Source organism: Hymenobacter nitidus (genome assembly GCF_020447315.1).
Lineage (GTDB): Bacteria > Bacteroidota > Bacteroidia > Cytophagales > Hymenobacteraceae > Hymenobacter > Hymenobacter nitidus.
This window is the reverse complement of record NZ_JAJADQ010000012.1, coordinates 150,519-170,441: the sequence shown is the minus strand read 5'-3', so window position 1 is coordinate 170,441 and position 19,923 is coordinate 150,519. Positions and strand designations below refer to the sequence as shown.

18 protein-coding genes are annotated in these 19,923 nt (G+C 61.0%); 7 read left to right on the top strand and 11 right to left on the bottom strand.

Going from position 1 to position 19,923, the window contains the following annotated elements; genetic code table 11:
- Positions 1–50 precede the first annotated feature (50 nt).
- On the bottom strand, positions 51–1,316 hold the full coding sequence (locus LGH70_RS20225; RefSeq protein WP_226189480.1) for a putative DNA modification/repair radical SAM protein: 1,266 nt from the start codon (positions 1,314–1,316) through the stop codon (positions 51–53).
- Positions 1,317–1,576: 260 nt separating this feature from the next.
- Between LGH70_RS20225 and LGH70_RS20220 the strand changes: the two genes are divergently transcribed.
- From LGH70_RS20220 to LGH70_RS20200, 5 genes are all read left to right on the top strand, one after another.
- Positions 1,577–3,493 carry a BamA/TamA family outer membrane protein gene (locus LGH70_RS20220; protein ID WP_226189477.1) on the top strand — a complete coding sequence of 639 codons (1,917 nt, stop codon included), beginning with the start codon at positions 1,577–1,579 and terminating at the stop codon, positions 3,491–3,493.
- Positions 3,494–3,622: 129 nt separating this feature from the next.
- Positions 3,623–4,459, top strand: a complete 837-nt coding sequence (locus tag LGH70_RS20215) for a CvfB family protein (RefSeq protein ID WP_226189474.1) — start codon at positions 3,623–3,625, stop codon at positions 4,457–4,459.
- Between the two features lie 106 nt (positions 4,460–4,565).
- Positions 4,566–5,240 (top strand): NAD(P)H-binding protein, encoded by a 675-nt coding sequence (locus tag LGH70_RS20210; protein ID WP_226189473.1) that lies wholly within the window; start codon positions 4,566–4,568, stop codon positions 5,238–5,240.
- Between the two features lie 60 nt (positions 5,241–5,300).
- Complete coding sequence (locus LGH70_RS20205; protein WP_226189472.1) at positions 5,301–5,882, top strand: hypothetical protein; 582 nt, start codon at positions 5,301–5,303, stop codon at positions 5,880–5,882.
- 403 nt (positions 5,883–6,285) lie between these two features.
- Positions 6,286–7,590, top strand: a complete 1,305-nt coding sequence (locus tag LGH70_RS20200; protein WP_226189470.1) for a T9SS type A sorting domain-containing protein — start codon at positions 6,286–6,288, stop codon at positions 7,588–7,590.
- Positions 7,591–7,704: 114 nt separating this feature from the next.
- On the opposite strand, the gene LGH70_RS20195 is transcribed toward LGH70_RS20200, so the two are convergent.
- The 9 genes from LGH70_RS20195 to LGH70_RS20155 form a co-directional block, all read right to left on the bottom strand.
- Positions 7,705–8,733: a DUF4249 domain-containing protein gene (locus LGH70_RS20195; RefSeq protein WP_226189468.1), complete on the bottom strand. Its 1,029-nt coding sequence runs from the start codon at positions 8,731–8,733 to the stop codon at positions 7,705–7,707.
- Positions 8,734–8,751: 18 nt separating this feature from the next.
- Complete coding sequence (locus LGH70_RS20190) at positions 8,752–11,148, bottom strand: TonB-dependent receptor (protein WP_226189466.1); 2,397 nt, start codon at positions 11,146–11,148, stop codon at positions 8,752–8,754.
- Between the two features lie 194 nt (positions 11,149–11,342).
- Positions 11,343–11,993, bottom strand: a complete 651-nt coding sequence (locus LGH70_RS20185; protein WP_226189464.1) for an OmpH/Skp family outer membrane protein — start codon at positions 11,991–11,993, stop codon at positions 11,343–11,345.
- A gap of 92 nt (positions 11,994–12,085) precedes the next feature.
- Positions 12,086–12,646, bottom strand: coding sequence for a GNAT family N-acetyltransferase (locus LGH70_RS20180; RefSeq protein WP_226189462.1), 561 nt, complete (start codon positions 12,644–12,646; stop codon positions 12,086–12,088).
- Between the two features lie 34 nt (positions 12,647–12,680).
- Positions 12,681–13,733, bottom strand: a complete 1,053-nt coding sequence (locus LGH70_RS20175) for a succinylglutamate desuccinylase/aspartoacylase family protein (protein WP_226189459.1) — start codon at positions 13,731–13,733, stop codon at positions 12,681–12,683.
- 139 nt (positions 13,734–13,872) lie between these two features.
- Entirely contained in the window at positions 13,873–14,301 is a 429-nt protein-coding gene (locus LGH70_RS20170) for a GNAT family N-acetyltransferase (RefSeq protein WP_226189456.1), read from the bottom strand.
- Positions 14,302–14,419: 118 nt separating this feature from the next.
- Positions 14,420–15,379 (bottom strand): 30S ribosomal protein S6--L-glutamate ligase, encoded by a 960-nt coding sequence (rimK, locus tag LGH70_RS20165; protein WP_226189453.1) that lies wholly within the window; start codon positions 15,377–15,379, stop codon positions 14,420–14,422.
- A 70-nt stretch (positions 15,380–15,449) separates the two neighbouring features.
- The gene (locus LGH70_RS20160) at positions 15,450–15,926 is read right to left on the bottom strand and encodes an ATP-dependent zinc protease family protein (protein WP_226189450.1); all 477 of its coding nucleotides are present in this window, start codon (positions 15,924–15,926) and stop codon (positions 15,450–15,452) included.
- A gap of 291 nt (positions 15,927–16,217) precedes the next feature.
- Positions 16,218–17,342 carry a PQQ-dependent sugar dehydrogenase gene (locus tag LGH70_RS20155; protein ID WP_226189448.1) on the bottom strand — a complete coding sequence of 375 codons (1,125 nt, stop codon included), beginning with the start codon at positions 17,340–17,342 and terminating at the stop codon, positions 16,218–16,220.
- A gap of 207 nt (positions 17,343–17,549) precedes the next feature.
- Here LGH70_RS20155 and LGH70_RS20150 point away from each other — a divergent pair, with 207 nt between their 5' ends.
- Positions 17,550–18,686, top strand: a complete 1,137-nt coding sequence (locus LGH70_RS20150; RefSeq protein ID WP_226189447.1) for an MBL fold metallo-hydrolase — start codon at positions 17,550–17,552, stop codon at positions 18,684–18,686.
- Positions 18,687–18,696: 10 nt separating this feature from the next.
- Here LGH70_RS20150 and LGH70_RS20145 read toward each other — a convergent pair whose 3' ends face one another.
- The gene (locus tag LGH70_RS20145) at positions 18,697–19,002 is read right to left on the bottom strand and encodes a 2TM domain-containing protein (protein ID WP_226189445.1); all 306 of its coding nucleotides are present in this window, start codon (positions 19,000–19,002) and stop codon (positions 18,697–18,699) included.
- Between the two features lie 186 nt (positions 19,003–19,188).
- Here LGH70_RS20145 and LGH70_RS20140 point away from each other — a divergent pair, with 186 nt between their 5' ends.
- Positions 19,189–19,758 (top strand): O-acetyl-ADP-ribose deacetylase, encoded by a 570-nt coding sequence (locus LGH70_RS20140; protein WP_226189443.1) that lies wholly within the window; start codon positions 19,189–19,191, stop codon positions 19,756–19,758.
- Positions 19,759–19,923 lie beyond the last annotated feature (165 nt).

The window sequence follows — 19,923 nt, the reverse complement described above, 5'->3', positions numbered from 1 at the left end:
GGTGCGTTTCTGCTGCTTTTCCTCTCTCCTCATCACCACTATAAGGGTCGTCAGCTGGCCTGGGCAAACAAATCGAGCTGCTGGGTGACCAGGGCCGAGCGGACCGAGCCCGCGCCAAACAGAATCTGGCGGCGGATGGTCTGCTCGTCGTAGTCGCGGGTTTCCAGGGCCTGGCCCTTGCAGGTAATAAAGTACTTGGCCCGCTTGAGCACCACGCCAAACTTGTGCAGGTGGTCGAGGCTCAGGGGCGAGAAGCGGCGGGCAGCCACGATGCGCTTGGCCGAGCGCGCCCCCACGCCGGGAATGCGCAGAATCATCTCGTAGTCGGCCGAGTTGATGTCGACCGGAAACACGTGGCGGTTGCGCAGGGCCCAGGCCAGCTTGGGGTCGATTTCGAGGTCCAGAAACGGGTGCTCGGGGTCCAGGATTTCGTCGGCCTCGAAGCCGTAGAAGCGCATCAGCCAGTCGGTCTGGTAGAGTCGGTGCTCCCGAATCACGGGCGGCTGGGTTACCTGGGGCAGGCGGGCGTCGTCGGTTATCGGAATATAGCCCGAGTAGTACACCCGCTTCAGCCCGTAGCCCTTGTAGAGCGAGTCGGTGAGCGTGATGATCTGGTGGTCGGTTTCGGCCGAGGCGCCCACGATGAGCTGGGTGCTCTGGCCGGCGGCGGCAAAGCTGGGCACTTTCTTGAACAGGGCCTTTTCCTCCTTGTTCTGGGTGATGCCGTCCCGAATCTGGCCCATCGGGGTCAGGATTTCCTGGTAGTTCTTCTCCGGCGCCAGCGTGGTCAAACTCAGCTCCGAGGGCAGCTCGATGTTCACGCTGAGGCGGTCGGCATACAGGCCGGCTTCAGCAATGAGCTCGGGGGAAGCCCCCGGAATGGTCTTGACGTGGATATAGCCGTTGAACTTGTGCTCGGTGCGCAGCTTCTTGATAATGCGCACCAGCCGCTCCATCGTATAGTCGGAGTCCTTGAAAATGCCGGAGCTCAGAAACAGCCCTTCGATGTAGTTGCGGCGGTAGAAGTTCATGGTCAGGTCCACAACCTCATCCACGGTGAAGGCGGCGCGCTTCACGTCGTTGGAGCGGCGCGACACGCAGTAGGCGCAGTCGAAGATGCAGTAGTTGGTCAGCAGGATCTTGAGCAGGGACACGCAGCGGCCGTCCTCGGTGAACGAGTGACAGATGCCCATGCCCTCGGCATTGCCTAAGCCCTTGTTCTCGTTTTTCCGCTTGCCACCGCTGCTGGAGCACGACACGTCGTACTTCGCGGCATCTGCCAAAATACTTAGCTTTTCCTGAATCCGCTCGTTCATTATTGGCTGTTTGAAGGCTTAAAAATAGCAGGTTGATTCTTTACACGCAATACTATACTAAGCTAATTTTTTTAGGAAATGGTTCCGCAAGGCTTGGGCTTCTCTTAACTTTCCCGGCTCTTTCCTTACCTGCTGCCTGCCTGGGCTGGCTTAGTTTCCGGCCACTGTTGCGAGCCGCCCCTTCTCCTTCGTAACTTGCCGTGTAGGGCTCCGCCGGCTGCACGCGCAGCCCCCGGCGAGTAGCTGTGTTGTTGCGTTCAATGATTTCTTCTTTTCGGTTTGCTCGAGTGTTGCTCGGCCGCCTGCCCTGGCTGCTGGCGTTGCTGTTGCTGGCCGGCACGGCGCGGGCCCAGCAGCCCGTTTCCCCCGTGCCCGTCGTGACGGACTCGATGCGTACCCAGCCCGAAACCCGGCGCGACTCCCTGCGCCGCCGCTTCGACGAGGAGCGCGTGCTGACGGGTCTGAAGGCCTATACCAGGCGCAAAACCATAGCCGGTAAGGTAGCCTCAGCCATCTTCAACTTCACCGAGCGCAAGGAAGACCGCATGGGCATCGACGTGGAGCTGCTCGACCGGCAGTTCGACCAGCACAGCTACAAAATCGTGCGCAGCATCGAAATCCGGGCCCTCGATGCCTTTGGCTACAGCGTCTCGGACCCCGCCCGCCAGCCCCGCAACATTCTGGAGCGCACCGGCAACAGCCTGCACGTGACCACCTCCCGGGCCCGTATCCGGCAGCTGCTGCTGTTTCGGGTGGGCGAGGAGCTGGCCCCACAGGCCCTGACCGAATCGGAACGTCTGCTGCGCCAAACCGATGAGCTGCTCGACGCCCGCGTGTTCGTGGACGAGCAAACCACCACCCAGGACAGCGTCGACATCCGCATTATCACCAAGGACGTGTTCAGCATCGGGGCTTCCTACCAGCTGCGCGACGTGGGCGCGGGCGTCATTGCCCTGCGCGACATCAACTTCCTGGGCCAGGGCCACCAGGTGCGCAACCGCTTCGAGTACGGCCGCAACGCGCCGCAGTCGTGGAGCTACGAGGGCAGCTACGTGGTGCCGTTCCGCAACTTCATCAATGCCGAGGTGCGCTACCGCAACGTGTTTCAGTACCAGGAGCAGGCTATTTCGGTGTCGCGCAACTTTTACTCGCTCAATACGCGCTACGCCGGGGCGGCCTCCCTGCGTATGGCCCAGCAGGGAATTCCCATATCGGAGCCCCCGCCCGGCGAGCCTTACACGTTTGTACCGGCCAACTACAGCGTGAAAGACGTGTGGCTGGGCCGGGCCTTTCGCCTGCGCAGCTACGATCTGGGCTACGAAAACCCCGGCCGCCTGATTGTCTCGGGGCGCGTTATCAACACGATGTACACCGCCCGGCCCAACCCCGACTACCTCAACTCGTCGCTGATGCTGAGCACGGTGGGCTACAGCGTACGGCGCTACTACAAAGACAAGTACCTCTTTGGCTTCGGCCGCACCGAGGACATTCCTACCGGCTCAATCCTGAGCTTCACGGCGGGCTACGACATGAATACGCGCGCCAACCGCAACTACTACGCCCTGCGCGCGGCCACCGGCAACTTCAGCCTGCGCAACGGCTACCTCTACCTGAGCGGGGAGTTCGGCAGCTTTATCCGGCAGCGCGACAAAGACTGGCAGCAGGGCCTGCTGAGCACCGAAGTGCTGTATTTCACGCGCCTCTACCACACCGGCAACTTTCAGTGGCGCCACTTTTTCTGGAACCGTTCGGCCCTGGGCTTCAACCGCTTGCCCGGTGAGCAGGGCCTGCTCATCGACGGCAACCGCGGCCTGCGCGGCTTCGAGTCGGATATGCGCGGGGGCAGCCGCTTCGTGGTCAACTACGAAACCACCGTGTTTACGCCGGTTTCCTTCCTGGGCTTCCGCGTGGCCGGCGTGGCTTTCGTCGATGCTGCCTGGCTGGCCAAGCAGCCGGGCCAGGAGCTTCCCTTCCGCAACACGCCCTACACTGGCTTCGGCCTGGGCTTGCGCCTGCGCAACGAGTACATTGCCGTGCGCACAGTACAGCTGCTGCTAGGCTATTACCCGCGCGGCCAGACTACGGCCAACGGCTTCCGCATCTTCGAAAACGCCCGCCCCTACTACGACTTCAGCGACTTTAACTTCGCCCAGCCCAACACCGTGCGCTACGAGTAAGCGGTGAAGTAGTGACTTAGCGATTTAGCGAGTTTTATATCCTCGAAATAATCTGGCGCGTAGCTACTGCGGGCAAGACTACTTCTATTCCGGTTACCTTTGCCGCTTTCTAACTCACTAATTCACGGTATGCTGGCGCTAGGCGATTTTAACGAACTGGAAGTGGCCCGCGCGGTCGATTTTGGCCTGTATCTGACTTCCGACGACGGCGACCTGCTGATTCCGGGCAAGTACGTGCCCGAAGGCACTCAGATCGGCGACGTGCTGCGCGTGTTCGTCTACCGCGACTCGGAAGACCGCCTGATTGCCACCACCCTCGAGCCGTACGTGCGCGTCGATCAGTTTGCCGCCCTGAGCGTGCGCGACGTATCGTCGGTGGGCGCTTTTCTGGATTGGGGCCTGGAAAAGGACCTGTTTCTGCCCTACAGCAACCAGTGGCGCGACCTGCGCCCCGGCCAGCGCGTGACGGTGTACGTGTACCTGGACGAAACCACGGACCGCATCGTGGCCACCGCCAAGTGGGACCGGTTCCTGAGCGAGGAGCCCTTCCCCGGCCAGACCGGCGACGCGGTGCAGCTGCTGATAGCGGCCGAAACCGACCTGGGCTACTCGGCCATCGTAAACGGCACCCACCAGGGCCTGCTTTACTATAATGAAGTGTTCAAGCCTCTGCGCCTGGGCGACACGCCCACGGGCTACGTGCGCCAGATACGGCCCGACGGCAAGCTCGACATCAGCCTGCAGAAGCTGGGCTACGACGAAGCCCTCGACGCAGCCGAAACCCTGCTGACGGCCCTGCGCAAAGGCGGCGGCACGCTACCGCTGTCGGACAAAAGTGAGCCCGATGATATTTATCGGCGCCTGGGAATGAGCAAGAAAGTATTCAAAAAGGCGCTGGGCTCCCTCTATAAGCGGGGCCTCGTACAACTGTTGCCCGAGCAGACGCGTCTGGTAGAGGGAAAGTAGCCGGCGCGCTTTCCCCACGTTTGATTCGTTCCCGAGCGGTATTCTTGCGTATGGGTAGCCGGACTTTCCTCTCCTCGCTTCCCGTGCCACCCGCTTACGCCGCGCCATGAAACTGCAAAAAACCGCTCTTATTGCCGGGGCCAGCGGCCTGATCGGCAGCCAGCTGCTGCCCCTGCTGCTGGCCTCCGACCGCTACGCCAAAGTCATTGCCGTGGGCCGGCGGCCCCTGCCCATGGTGCACCCCAAGCTCGAGCAGCGCGTGCTGGACCTAGACCAGCTAGAGCAGCACCGCATGGCCCTCATTGCCGACGACGTGTTCTGCTGCCTGGGCACCACCATGCGGCAGGCCGGCTCGAAGGAGGCTTTCTACAAAGTGGATTATTTGTATGTGGTGAAGCTAGCAGCCGTTACGGCTACCAACTTCGCGGCGCAGTTTATAGTCGTTTCGGCTATGGGTGCCGACGCCGGCTCCCGCATCTATTATAATCACGTGAAGGGCGAGATGGAGGAGGCCGTGCGCCAGACGCAGTTCCGGGCCATTCACATTTTCCGCCCCTCGCTCCTGCTCGGCGACCGAAGCGAAAAGCGCACCGGTGAGCAGATAGGCGCGGTTTTGCTCCAGGTGCTGAACCCGCTGCTGATCGGCCCGCTGCGCAAGTACCGGGCAGTGCAGGCCAGCTCCGTAGCCCGGGCTATGCTGCGGGCGGCAGAAGATGACGGGGGCGGGATTTTAGTGCACTTATCAGATGAAATAGCCGCTAAGTACGAGCCGGGGCGCTAAGTTCGGGCCCGGGTGCGTACTTTTGGGCTTGCACTTTTTCATTTACCTGTCTCTGGACTCATGAAGCGTTTTTCTGTATTCCTGTTTTTCTCGCTTGCCCTGCTCAGCACCACGCTGGTATCGGCCCAATCCAAGAAGAAATCCGGCGGTAGCAGCTCAGGCTACAACACGGGCATTGGTCTGCGCGGCGGTGGTTACTCCTCGGGCCTGACCATCAAGCACTTCATGAGCGGCAAAAACGGCGTGGCCATCGAAGCCCTGGTGACGACGGAATATAAGGCCCGCGGCGCCCGGCTGACCCTGCTGGGGGAAAAGCACAAAGGCATTCCGGACGTGAAAGGCCTGCAGTTCTACTACGGCGCCGGCTTTCACCTGGGCGCCTACCAGGGCCGCTACTATTTCGCCGATGCGCGCTATTACCGCTATGGCCGTAAGAAAAAAGACGTGTATGTACTCTACGACTACCGCTACGACGAGGAAACCTACGTAGCCTTCGGCGCCGACCTGATTCTGGGCCTGGAGTACAAGATGGAGGATTTGCCCTTCGTCGTGGGCGTCGACTATAAGCCGTACTTCGAGGTGTTCAACGGCTACACTGGCTTCTACAACGACGCAGCCGTAAGCCTGCGCTACACATTCTAAGCTTGCGTATCGGCGCCAACGCCTAGTTGGCTCTTTGCTCCAGCATATCTGGCCAGCCGTGGAAGCTTCCACGGCTGGCCTTTTTTTGGTCTGTACCCACGGGTAGCCTCCGTCAGTCCGGTATTCCCAGGCGTATGCTTGAGACGCTTCAAGCAACTGCTATCTGCTGTTGCCCTGTCCACATAATACCCACAAGTAGGTATTGCCGGGCTTACTAGCAAAGCCTACCTTCATCGTTATACAATAGATATTATAATTTATATTATATAAACCAGTTCAGCTATTCCCGGATGAGGCTCGTTCTGAGGCTGAAACGCCGCTACACACGTTTTTTCGCTTTTCACTGTTCAATCCAATGAGAAAACCACTACTTCTATTGCTCGTAGCGTTGCTGTATGGCAGAGTGCCCACATTCGCGCAGTCTACTGATGGTGCCGATGAGGCCCGCCACTGGCATTCGGCGGCCTGTGCTGCCATCGCGCCGATTGAAGACAACTTGCCAGGGGTCCGCTCCACGACTGTGCGGCGGCCCACTCGCATAGCATCCTACGTATGGTCGGGCAGCACGGGCCGCTGGGGCAGCCCCACTATTAACAATCCGGTGTACAACCAGATGGCGAACGTTCAGCAGGCTGTTACCGTCGATTCGGCTACGCTGGTGCCAACAATCCGGACGACATATACCTACAATGCAGCCAACCTGACCACGTCGCTGCTCGACGAAAGCTGGGTGGCCGGCGCCTGGCGTAACACCACCCAGTTTCTCTACGCCTACGACAGCCAGGGCCGAACCACGGAGTACATCGGGCAGGGCTGGGTGACGAATGCCTGGGTGACCAACTTTGGCTACCAGATTCGCTACGTGTATGATGCCCAAAACCGCGTGACGGAGCAAACCCAGAGCGACTGGAGCACGACTACGCGCACCTTTCAGCCAACCAGCCGCTACCAGTACAGCTACGCGGGCACCACCTCCAACTACAGCTCCTACGTGTATCAGCGCTGGACCAATAATGCCTGGGTGAACAGTACGCAGCAAAATGCTTTCGTCTACGACGCCCAGGGCCGGGCTACGTATTACGAAACTCAGACCTGGACCAACGCTACCACCTGGCAATTGGCCTCACGCACTACGTCGTCTTTTCCGGCCGGTGGTGGCAGCGTGCGCCTCACCGAGCAGTTGGTTGGCGGCATCTGGCAGAACTCGACCCGCTTCACCGAGTTTCCAACTCCCAATGGCATCGGGACCGGCTTTAGCAACGAAACCTGGACCGGCTCGGCCTGGCAGCTTGACTCCGGCAACCGCTTCACTGACGTCTTCAACGCCACCAATGATTTGATTCGGCGTTTCCGGCAGAATGTCAATACCACCACCCGTGCCTGGGTAAACGCCAATAAGTTCTACTACTCCAATTTCCAGTCTTTCGTGCTGGCCACCAATGCTCCGGCCCTGCAAGCCCAGACTCAGCTTTTCCCTAACCCCACGACCGGTACAGCTACGCTGCAGCTGGGCGGACTGCGCCCACAGCGCCCGGTGCAGATAGCGGTATTCAACACGCTGGGGCAACTCGTGCAGGCGCAGGCCGTACCGGCACAGGCGGGCACGGTCAGTCAGGTGCTGGATGTGCGCAAGCTGCCCGCCGGGGTGTATTCCGTGCGCCTGCACGCAGCCGAGGGCACAGTGGTCAAGCGGCTTATTAAGCAGTAACGCTTGCCTCATGCGCTTACAACAAAAATCCCCGCTATAAGCCGTAGCGGGGATTTTTGTTGACTATTACTTTTCAGGCAGCGCGCACGCTGCCGCTGCCGCTGCCCAGCCCGGCTACAGCTTGATGCGGTACACGGCGTCGGTGATGCCGCCGAACAGGCCGTAGCCGTTTTTCAGGTTGGAAACCAGCGGCGCGGGTTCGGCAAAGGGATTAAACTCGGTATCGGTGTAGCGCTGGCGCGAGAGGTAGAAATTGTAGGCGTCGCGGGTGAGGCTGCTCACGAACACCTCCATATACGCCGCCTCGGTGCAGCCAGGCGACGAGGGGCAGCCGGGATAGTAGCGCACATCGGCCGTAAGCCCAAAACGCTTGCCATTCACGTTGGTATCGGCGTACGGGTAGAAGCCGTAATAGCCGGAGCCGGCGAAGGCCCCGATGCTGGAAAGCTGAAACTGCCCCACTTCGGGCGTTATATCACCATTGCTGTCGCGCTCATCGGGCTGTACTTGGGCCCAGCCCGTGGTCAGCTTGTAGTTCTTGTCGACTACGCGGGCGAAGGCGACGTAGTAGTTGGTGACGTTCGGGTCGTCGGCAATGGTAACGGCGAGCCGGCCGTACACGTCGTTGGGGTTGCTGGCGCTCTGGTCTTTGGTGAACGTGGCGCTTTCAATGACCGGGGCCTTGGGCATGGTCTGGGTGCTTTCCACGGTTTCGAAGCCCGGCAGCGAGGCCCGCAACGTGTAGGTGCGGCCCGGCTCGCCTTTCAGGGACATAGTCGGCTGGTAATAACCGATATCAAAGGTGTCGCCGGGGTAAGCACTGCGGGGCGGCACGGGCAGAAACGACTCGACCACGGCCCCGCTTTCATCCACGATAACCACGGTAGCATCCTGGCGGCCGCGCAGCTGGCGCAGATCGAATACGCGCTGGCTGTTGCTTACGTAGAGGCGCCGTACCCGCGCCAGCTCGTCGTTTTCGGAGCCGGCCTGGGCCTGCGCATCGTAGTTGCTCAGGGAATATTGCAGGGCAATGCGGGGCGTGTGCTCGGGCTCGGGCAGGTCGAGGGTGGTTTCGCAGGCCCCCAGGGGCAGGCTCAGCAGCAGGAGCGCCGCAACCCGCGCCGGTAAGTTGGATAGAGACATAGCCATCGGAAGGGGGCGTTAAAATTTAAAGCTCTTGCTGAAGGAAGGAATAATCGGGAACAGGGAAATCTGCTTGTAGACGCCCTTGCTGGTGCCGGTGCGGTAGTCCACCTCGCGCGAGAGGTAGATGTAGTAGGGGTTGCGGCGGCTGTAGGCGTTGTAGAGGCTGAAGCTGTTCACCACTTCGCCCCACTTCTTCTTCTTGGTTTTGCTCAGGTCCAGGTCGAGGCGGTGGTAAGCGCGCATGCGGTAGCTGTTCCGCTCGCCGTATTCCTCATACTGCTCGCCCTGGCCCAGCTGAAAGCGGCCCTGAGAGAGCGTGGTGGCGTTGCCGGTGCCGTATACCCAGGTGCCCGACAGTGTGAAGGTGGGACTGAACTTGTGAATCACGACCAGGGTGGCGTCGTGACGCCGGTCGTACTTGTAGGGGTAGAGCCGGCCCTGGTTCAGCTCCGCAAACCGGCGGTTGCTCCAGGCCAGCGTGTAGCCGATCCAGCCCGTGGTGCGGCCCGATTTCTTCTGCAGAAACAGCTCCCCGCCATAGGCCCAGCCGTTGCCGCTGGTCACCTTATCTTCCCACTTGCTGTCGGTAGTGCCCAGAAAGTTGGCGCCTTCCTGGTACTCAATCAGGTGGCGCATGGGCTTGTAGTAGCTCTCGAAGCTGAGCTCGTACTCCTCGTCCTTGTAGCGCAGCGTGCGGGCCGCCCCGATACTCACCTGCTGGGCTTTCTGGGGCTTGATCTTGGCCGTGGAAGGCACCCACAAATCGGTGGGCAGGCCAATGCCCGAGTTGGTGAGCAGGTGAATATACTGCGTGGTGCGGGCGTAGGAGGCTTTCAGGGCCCAGTTTTCGGTGAGCAGAAAGCGCGCAGCCAGGCGCGGCTCCAGGGACGGGTACAGCTTGTTGTCGACCAGAAAGCTGTTCAGCCGCACCCCGCCGTTTACCTTAAGGCGGTCCGTAACACGGAAGTCGTCCTCGGCGTACAGGCTGGCTTCGCTGGCCAGGGTTTGCACACCCGAGGCAATGTCGTCCATGCCCTCACCCCGCACCTGCAGGGCGCCGGGCCGGAACGAGTGCAGAATGTACTGGCCCCCAAACCGGATGTAATGGTCGGGGTTGGGCACGTAGTCCAGGTCGGTTTTCAGGCTCAGGTCCCGGATGTTGGACAGGTAGTGCAGGGCAAACTTCTCCGTGCGCGACTCGTCCGGGTTCTGCGGATTCACCGACTTGTTTTCCTGGTTGATGCGGATGTTGAACTGGTACTTGCTGTAGGTGAAGTGCGTGTTCATAAACAGCCGGTCGTTCAGCACCCGGTTCCAGCGCAGGGCCGCCGTGAGGTTGCCCCAGCCCAGGCCGTCGTTTTCCTTGGCGTAGCCGCCGTCCTCCCGCTTGTCGTTGTAGCGGGCGTAAAACTTGTCGTAACCGGTGTAGGCACTCAGGTAGAGCCGGTCGCGGCGGCTTACTTTCCAGTTGAACTTGCCGTTCAGGTCGTGAAAAAAGTAGCCCACCGTGGGCCGCTCGTCGTACGGAATACCCTCACTGGCCATGGCCAGGTTGATAAAGGGCCGGGCCAGAATGTCGATGTAGGTGCGGCGGGCCGAGATAATGAAGGAGGCCGTGTCTTTCTTGATGGGCCCTTCCAGCGTGAGCTTGGAGGCCACCAGCCCAATGGCCCCCTCGCCGTGAAACTCCTGCATGTTGCCTTCCTTCATGCTGATATCAAGCACCGAGGAAAGCCGGCCGCCGTAGCGGGCCGGAAAGCCGCCCTTGATCAGCTCCACATTGTTCAGCGCGTCGGCATTGAACACGGAAAAGAAGCCGAACAAATGGGCCGCGTTGTACACCGGCGTGCCGTCGAGCAGAATCAGGTTCTGGTCGGGGGAGCCGCCGCGCACGTAGAGGCCGCTCTGCCCCTCGCCCCCGCTCTGCACGCCGGGCAGCAGCTGCAGCACCTTCAGCACGTCGGTTTCCCCAAACAGGGCCGGCAGCGTCTTGATCTGGGTGATGGGCACGTTGATGGTGCCCATGCGGGTGGATTGGGCAATCTTTTCCTCTTTGGCCCCCACCACTTCCACCCCGGCTATTTCGGCCGTGGCGGGCCGCAGCCGGAAATCGTGGCTTACGCTCCGCTCCGACTTCACGGCGAAGCGGCCTTTCTCGTAGCCCAGGTACGACACGAACAGCCGCACGGAGTCGGCCGAGACGGGCAGGGTGAGCGAGTAGAAGCCGTAGTTGTTGGTGGCCGTGCCCTGGCCGGTGGTAGGGTTCATCACGGCCACGCCGATGAGGTTTTCCCCCGTGGCCTGGTCGCGCACGTAGCCACTGATGGTGAGTTTGCCGGGCTGCTGGGCCTGGGCCGCGCCGGCGCTCAGCAGCAGGCCGCCGAGTAACAAGGTTGAGCGAAAGTGGCTCATAAAGGAGAGTAGCTAAGGGATATAGAGAGAGTAGCTGGTGAAAGGCCCTGAACGCCCGGGCCGAAGAGTTTGGTATGCGTAAGGGAAAGAGTAGCGTGGAGGGTGAATAGTTGGCCGGAACACCCAAAAAAACGCCTGCCGTTTTCAGTAAACAGCAGGCGCTTTGCAGGCAGTATCCGGCGGATAGAGCAGGGTTATTTCTTGGCGCTATACTCGCGGTTCAGGTGCTTGAGCACGGCATCGGTAATGTCGATGTCCTTGCGGCCGTAAGCAATGGTGCCACTGGGCGCGGCGATGAGAATCAGCTTATAGCCGTTGTCTTTGCCGTATTTTTCAATCTGCTTGTTCACGCGCTCCAGCACCTGCTGGGTCATCTTGGCTTCTTCTTCCTGGGCCTGGCGCTGGAGCTTTTCCTGGGCTACGCCGGCCTGCTGCTGCTGGGCCTGGAGCTTCTGCTCAGTGGCGGCGCGCTGCTCGGGCGTCAGGCTTTCGGCCTGCTTCTGGTACTGCTGCACGGCGTTTTGGAAGCCGGTTACCAGCGCCTGGTTCTGCTTTTCCCAGCCCCGGGCCTTGGCCTCGAAGCTGCGGCGGGCATCCTGCATGGCCTTGTAGCCTTCCAGCAGCTTGCCCGATTCCACGTAGGCTACTTTGTCGGTATCGGCCACGGCCACGATGGGCTCGGCCACGGTGGCGGTGGTATCGTCGTCGTCCTTGGCTACGGGCTGCACCACGGCCGCTTTGGCGGGCGCGGGGGCAGCAGACTTGGAAGAGAAATGCAGGTAAAACAGGACGGCTACGGCCACCACAAGTACGGCGTCGATAATCAGGCGCAGGGGATTGTTCATTCGGCAGAAAAAGGGGAGAAAAGAGAATAAGCCCGTCAATGGCTACCCAAAGAAACGTAAAAAGCGGCAAGCTTCCTGCCGGTCAGCGCGTTTTATCCTTCGATGGAAGCCCATTCTTCGCCCAGCAGGGCAAACACGTACTCGTCGCCCCAGGCGCCCTTGAACCAGATATTCTGCCGGAAGTGCGCCTCCCGCCGCATTCCCACCCGCATCAGCAACTGCACCGAACTCTGGTTCAGACAGTCGGTCACGGCCACCACGCGGTGCAGCTTCAGCTCCTGGAAGCAGTAGCCCAGCAGGCCGCGCAGGGCCTCGGTGGCGTAGCCCTGCCCCTGGTGCTGCGGGGCCAGCGTAATACCGATTTCGGCCTGCCGCGGCTCGTCGGCATTCAAGCACAGGGCACAGTCACCGAGCAGCTCGTCGGTATCCGGGCGGGCAATGGCAATCTGCACCCAGCTGCCCGGCTCCCCGGGAATCGAAATACCGGCCTGGGAGGCCACAAAGGCCGCCGACTGTTCGGCCGAGTACGGCTCCCAGCTTTGGAAGCGCGCAACTTCCGGCGCGGCGCGGTAGGTGGCAAAGGCCGTGACATCAGTAGGCTGAAACGCCCGCAAACGCAGGCGGGCAGTCAGCAAGAGAGGGGTGGCACTCATGGCAGCAACTTGGTAGCGCGACTTAAATTACAGCTTACAGATCTTCTTCATCCAACTCCTCGGGGGTGTTGGGTTTCTCGTTGAAAGGCGGATTGAGCGCCAGGCGGGCGGCTTCGGCCTCATCCACCAAGCCCACGTGCAGCAGCGCGTCGCCCTGGTTGACCACCGGCATGTGGTTCAGGCCGATGATGTAGCCCGCCACCGGCGACTCCAGGCGCACGGCCTGCTCGCCGTAGGGGTCGGCCACGCTGCCGTAGGTCTGGCCTTTTTCCAGGTACTGGCCGTTCTGCACGTGGCTCCGAAACAGGCCCGCAAACTTGGCCCGCAGCCAGGTGTGGCGCAAACACACGATGCTGGGCTGAGCCGGCGGCGTAGCTTCGGCCACCATGCCCAGGTGGTGCAGCACCCGAAACGTGCCGGCAATAGCCAGCTCAATGCCGTCCTCATCAAGGCGCAGCGACTCGCCGGCCTCGTACACGATAATGGACTTGCCCTGCTTGAAGGCCGCCTCCCGCAACGAGCCCGGCCGCAGGGCAGAATGCAGGGTGAAGGGCGCGGCAAACGCCTGGGCCAGCGCGTCACTATCGGGGGAGCCGAGCTGGCAGCGCACCTGCGGAAAGTTGCTGCGGGCGGCCCCGCCGGTGTGGAAATCGATGCCGCAGTCGACCAAGGGCAGGATTTCGCGCATGAAGCGGTGGGCCACGCGGCTGGCCAGGGAGCCCCGCGGGTGGCCCGGAAAACTGCGATTCACGTCTTTGCCATCGGGCACCTCCCGGCTGAAATTCAGGAAGCCGTAGATGTTCAGGATAGGAATGGCAATGATGGTGCCCCGCAGCGGGTGCAGCAGGTCGCGCCGGATCAGACGGCGGATGGTTTCAATGCCGTTCACTTCGTCGCCGTGCATGCCGGCCATGAGCAGTACCGTGGGGCCGGGCTGGGTAGAGCGAAACACGTACACCGGCACGTCGATGACAGTGCCCGAGGGCAGGCGCGAAATAACGAGCCGCGTCAGGACCTGCTCGCCGGGCCGGATGGTCAGGCCGTTGATGTGTAGATTGGCGGGGGCGGCAAACGGGTCTTCCAGCAAAGTCGGGCAGCGTTAGGGCTGCGCAACCACCGGACGCAGGCCGGGACCGGGCTTCTTACCCGCTCAGAAAGCCCGTAAGTTTCAAAAATTTGCGTGATTAATTGCGGTGGCACTCCGCCCAATCCCAATCGGCCACCGTTTATTCCGGCAATACCAGCAGCCAATACGGGCCCTCAGTCGTTTCTCCCTCCCCTATTCTTGTCCAGCCCCGGGCCTCGTAAAACCCCAGCGCCTGCTGGTTTTGCCGCAGGCATTTGAGCGTAGCGGGCCGCCCCATTCGCGCCAGTCCGGCCGCTAGCAGCTCTTTGCCCACGCCTTTGCCCTGCTCCCCGGGCGCGACAAACAGAGAATGAATGAAGTTGTCGGGCGGCCACCAGGCAATGAAGCCGACCGGTATTCCGCTGCTCAGGGCCACTAGAATGGTTTCGCCCCTCGTAGCTATGTCAAAGTCGAGCAAGTCGAAAGCTTGCGGGTCGGCCCAGGTAAAGGATTGTTGCCGAGCTTCCAGATACAGCTGGCGGAGTACCGCCGTGTGGTGAGCCGCATATTCTTCTATTGTCGTGGCCATCTTGCGGTGACGGGCTGCGGCGGGCTTGCCAACTTTCCCTTAGGTAAAAAATTCAATGGCCTCTTTTCGCACGTAAGAATGCAAAAAGAGGCCATTACATATTAAATCGGTTTCGCCGTTACCGCAGCTGCGCGTCGGCCTGCGAGTCGGGCATGGGCTCGGCGGCTATTTCTTTAGCAACAGCTTCTTTGGGCTTAGTTTTGCGCTGGGTCAGGGCCTCGGTGTACTCGATGATTTTGCCGGCAATGTTGAGGCCGGTGGCTTTTTCAATGCCTTCCAGACCGGGCGAGGAGTTTACTTCCAGCACCAGCGGGCCGCGCTTGCTTTGCAGCATATCTACGCCGGCAATGCCCAGGCCCAGGGCTTTGGTAGCCAGCAGGGCGGCGGCTTTTTCGGCCCGGGTGAGCTTGACCAGGGTGCCGGTGCCGCCGCGGTGCAGGTTCGAGCGGAATTCGCCTTCCTTGCCCTGCCGCTTCATGGCCCCCACCACTTCGCCATTCACCACGAAAGCGCGCAGGTCGGCGCCCTTGCTTTCGGCAATGTATTCCTGCACGATAATGCGGGCCTTGAGGTTGTGGAAAGCCTCAATAACGGACTGGGCCGCCTTTTCCGACTCGGCCAGCACCACGCCCAGGCCCTGGGTACCTTCGAGCAGCTTGATGATGACGGGCGCGCCGCCGACCAGCCCGATCAGCTCGGAAACCTCGTTGGAGTAGTTGGTAAAGGCCGTTTTGGGCATGCCTACTCCGGCGCGCGACAAAATCTGCATGGAGCGCAGCTTGTCGCGGGAGCGGATGATGGCTTGGCTTTCGACGGCGGTTTTCACTTTCATCATCTCGAACTGCCGCACTACGGCCGTACCGTAAAACGTGGCCGAGGCCCCGATCCGGGGAATAATGGCGTCGAACTTTTCGAGCTTGTTGTCGAGATATACAATGCCGGGCGCCCCTTTTTCGAGCACCAGGTTACATTTCATATGGTCGATGACGGCCACGTCGTGGCCTCGCTCGCGGGCGGCTTCTACCAGACGGGTCGTAGAATACAGCTTCGGCTCACGCGACAGAATCGCAAGTTTCATCGGAAAGGGTGTCTTGGAGGAGGTTGTGAGAAGAGCAGAAGCGGGAGTGCAAAGTAACTACCCAAAGCGCTTATGGCCGCGCTTGGTTCGTGGCATGCTGAAATTTTGCAGAAAGATTGCGTCGGGCCACGTCCACCACAAACCGGGCGCTACGCAGCAGCAGCCGCCCAATCAGGACCGGATATTTCATATCGGAACGGTCGGAAAGGGAGAATTCGGTGGAGTAATCTTCGTTGAACAGGCGGATAATGGTCTGGATAACATAGCGTTCCTGCACGTCGCCGTTGGAGCTTTTGATGTCGCGCAGGCTGAACTCCGTAAACTCCATGGGCCGGCCGTTGAAGTTGGGGTGCGTGTCGTCGAGCAGCTGCACGCGCAGAATCTCGCGGCCATCTGCAAGGCGCTCCACGTGAATGTTGGAGCAATGAATGGCCCCGGTATACGCCCCGGTGTCTACCTTGGCTTCCACGCCCTGAATATCAAACTCGGGAAAATCGACCAGCTCGCGGCGGCCTACTACGCGCTTCGGAAACCGTTGCTTTTTCATCGGCGGGCAAGATAGGAGGTTAATGTGCGGAAGTTCTAAAATGCGAATGTGGAGAATGTGAGAAATGTGGTTGAATGTGCTGCTGTACTAATTATTGTTCTATCACGGCGGGCGAAGCCATGTGTCCTCGGCACCGGTAGTCACCCCCCCCTTTTACCAGAAAGCCCTTTCCCGCACGAGTAGGAAAGGGCTTTTCACTGAAGTAAGCTCCGCACATTTTAGAGGACGAATGGCTTCGGCTTATGCCTCGCAATAACATTCTCCACAGCACATTTCTTACATTCTATCACATTAAGATTTATAGCTGATGCGGTAGACGGCGTCGTTCTGGTCGTCGGAGAGCAGCAGGGAGCCGTCGGGGAGCTGGAGCAGGCACACGGGGCGGCCCCAACTGGTTTTGCCCTGCAGCCAGCCGTCGGCGAAGGTTTCGTAGCTGGTGGCCTGCTTGCCGCTGGCGTCGAGCTTGACGAGGCTGATGCGGTAGCCGATTTTGGAACTGCGGTTCCAGGAGCCGTGCTCGGGGATGAAAATCTGGTTGCGGTACTGGGCCGGGAATTGCTTGCCGGTGTAGAACTTCATGCCCAGCGCGGCTACGTGCGGCCCCAGCTTGCGGGCCGGCTTGGTGTAGGTTGCGGCCGTTTTGCCGGCACTGAACTCGGGGTCGGCCACGTCGCCGGCAAAGAAGTAGGGAAAGCCGAAGTGCAGGCCGGGCGCGGCGGCGCGGTTCAGCTCGTCGGCGGGCAGATTGTCGCCGAGCTGGTCGCGGCCGTTGTCGGTAAACCACATGGCCTTATCCACCGGGCTCCAGTCGAAGCCCACGGTGTTGCGCACGCCCTTGGCCACGGTTTCGAAGCCCGAGCCGTCGGCGTTCATCCGGTTGATGGTGCCAAAAATCGGCTCTTCCGGCTCGCAGGAGTTGCAGGGCGCGCCCACCGGAATGTAGAGCTTGCCGTCGGGGCCGAAGGCAATGTACTTGTAGCCGTGCCAGTCTTTGTTGGGCAGCTGGTTGTACACCACCACCGGCTTGGGCTTTTGCTTGAGGGTTTTGGCAATGTTGTCGTAGCGCACCACCCGGTTGATTTCGGCTACGTAGAGGGCCCCGTTGCGCACGGCCACGCCGTTGGGCGCGTTCAGGCCAGTGGCGATGGTAACAACTTCATCGGCGCGGCCGTCCTTGTTGCGGTCGGGCAGGGCGTACACCTTGTCGTCTTTAGTGCCCACGTACACGGTGCCGTCGGGACCCACGGCCAGCTCCCGGGCGCTTTTCACACCCTGGGCAAAGTAGGTAATGGTGAAGCCCGCGGGCAGCTTGATTTTAGCCAGGTTGGCATCGGCGGGAGCGTTAGGGCGGTCGGGGCTGAAAGCCAGGGCCAAAGGGGCCAGCAGCAGAACGGGAAGAAGTCGGCGCGTTGTCATATTGCCTACAACCATGAGTTTCGCCCGAAGGTTGCGGCTCCGCGGGCTTTAGCGGGCGGCTTTAGGGGCGCCAAGACTCGTAAGCCGGGGCACAGAGGCCACCGTCGGCGCCCTTAAAGTATTTGTCATCGTATTTCGTCTGCCAAGCCAACTCAGCGGCTTGCCTGTTCTGCCTCTGCCCTCCTGCCGTTTTTACCCCGACTTTCTATGACCCAACCCCTGAAACTACTTGGCCGCCTGGTGGCCAGCCTGCTGGCGGTCCTGCTGGTAGCGGGCGTGGCCTTTGCCAACCTGAGTCCCGAGCTGGGCGGCAAGCCCACCAAGGCCCAGCGGGCGGCCTACGCCAAAACCGGCCACTACCGCGACGGGGAATTTCAGAATCTGGTGCCGACTACGATGATGACTGGCGGCAGCACGGTGTCGGTGCTCTGGAAGTTTCTGTTCAGCAAGACGCCCGATGCCATGCCGCCCGCGCCCCTGCCCACCCAGCCGCTGGATTCGCTCAGCATCACCCGCAAAACGGCCAACCTGCTGCGCGTCACCTGGTTCGGGCACTCGGCCAGCCTGGTGGAAATAGCGGGCCGCAACATCCTGTTCGACCCTATGTTGAGCGTAAAAATGGGCCCCATTCCCTGGGTGACGCCCAAGCGCTACAACCCCGCGCTGGCCATTACCGCCGAGCAACTGCCGCCCATCGATGCGGTCCTGATTTCGCATGACCACTACGACCACCTCGACTACCAGACCATCCGGCGGCTCAAGGATAAAACGGCCCACTTCTACGTGCCCCTGGGCGTGGGGGCTCACCTGCTGGCCTGGGGCGTGGCCCCCGAAAAAGTGCACGAGCTGGACTGGCACGACTCGGTGCAGCTCGGGGGCCTGACCATCATCAGCACGCCGGCGCGCCACTTTTCGGGCCGGGGCCTCACCAACCGCAACTCTACCTCCTGGAGCTCCTGGGTGGTGAAGTCGGCCTCGAAGCGCGTGTTCTACAGCGGCGACGGGGGCTACGGCCCGCATTTCCAAACCATCGGCCGACAGCACGGCCCCTTCGACCTGGCCCTGATGGAGTGCGGGCAGTACGATGCCAACTGGGCCCAGATTCATATGCTGCCCGAGCAAACCGTGCAGGCCGCCCGCGACGTGCAGGCCCGGGTGCTGCTGCCGGTGCACTGGGGCGCTTTCACCGAGGCCAACCACGCCTGGAACGACCCAATACGCCGGGCCACCACCGAGGCCACGCGCCTGGCTCAACCCATCACCACACCCGAGCTGGGCCAGCCCGTCACGCTCGGGGCCGGGCCGCTGCCGCAGCGCCCGTGGTGGCTGAGTGTGGGGCAGTAGGCTAACGAGATTAGCGGCCGTCCCGCTCGCGCACCAGCCGCTCGTACTCCCGCTCCGACTGTTGCCCGCCGAAGCCGCTGTACACCCGAATGCCGTTCATGAGCACGCCAAAGCCCCAGAAGACGGTGGACCACACCGGCCAGGGAATGTAGCCAAAATGACGCCCCACGTGGTGCCCGCCGCTGTTAGCATTGGTGAGCAGCCAGATGGCCCAGAGCAGGGCATTTACCACCAGGTAAGTAAACAGATGAGTTTTGAACTTGGCGCGGGCTTTGGCCAGGCGCCACAGCTGGGGGTCACGATTGGTAGCTTCCATAGCGAAGGTGCGTTAGAGGGTGAAGACGCAACGAACCTATTCATTCGCTTTTACATAGGCAAATCGTAATATACCGGATTGGGCTCCTGCCGGGGCTGAAGCGTCGAAAAAGCCCGACGAAGCGTAGTATCTCCTACCCGCTGTTGGGCGGCTTTCCTCCATTTTTGCCAACCTCATCTGTTTACTATGGCACCTACTGCCGCTGCCGACTGGCAGACCCAGGCCGTTTCCTTCGGCCGCATTCTTCTGTACCAGGGCAACATTACCACCATCGATACCACGGCTATTGTTAATGCGGCCAACTCTTCGCTCCTGGGTGGCGGGGGCGTCGATGGGGCTATTCACCGCGCCGGCGGCCCCGAGATTCTGGAAGCCTGTCGCCGCCTGCGGGCCGGCCACTACGGCAAAGGTCTGGCTACCGGCGAGGCCGTCGTTACCACCGGCGGCCGCCTGCCCGCCACCCACGTCATTCATACCGTAGGGCCGGTCTGGAATGACGGCCAGAAAGGGGCGCCCGAAAAGCTAGCCAGCTGCTACCGCAACAGCCTGCGGCTGGCCGCCGAAAACCAAATCGACAGCGTGGCATTCCCCGGCATTAGCACCGGCATTTACGGCTACCCCAAAGCAGAAGCTACCACCATAGCGGTGCGGGAGGTGCGGCAGTTCCTGGAAAGTCATGCGCTACCCCAGACGGTTGTTTTCGTGGTATTCGACGAGGAAAGCCGCCGCTTGTATGAATTGGAATTGAGCAAATAGAAAAACTGTGTCCTTGCGAGCATTCTGCGCGTGAAGCAGAGACACGGCCAGCCGTCTTCTGCGCAGTACGGAATGACCTTTTACCAGAAAGGCCTTTTTAGTGAAGAAAGCGCAGCGCATCTCAGCGGACGGATTGCTTCGGCCACGCCTCGCAAGGACACGCGT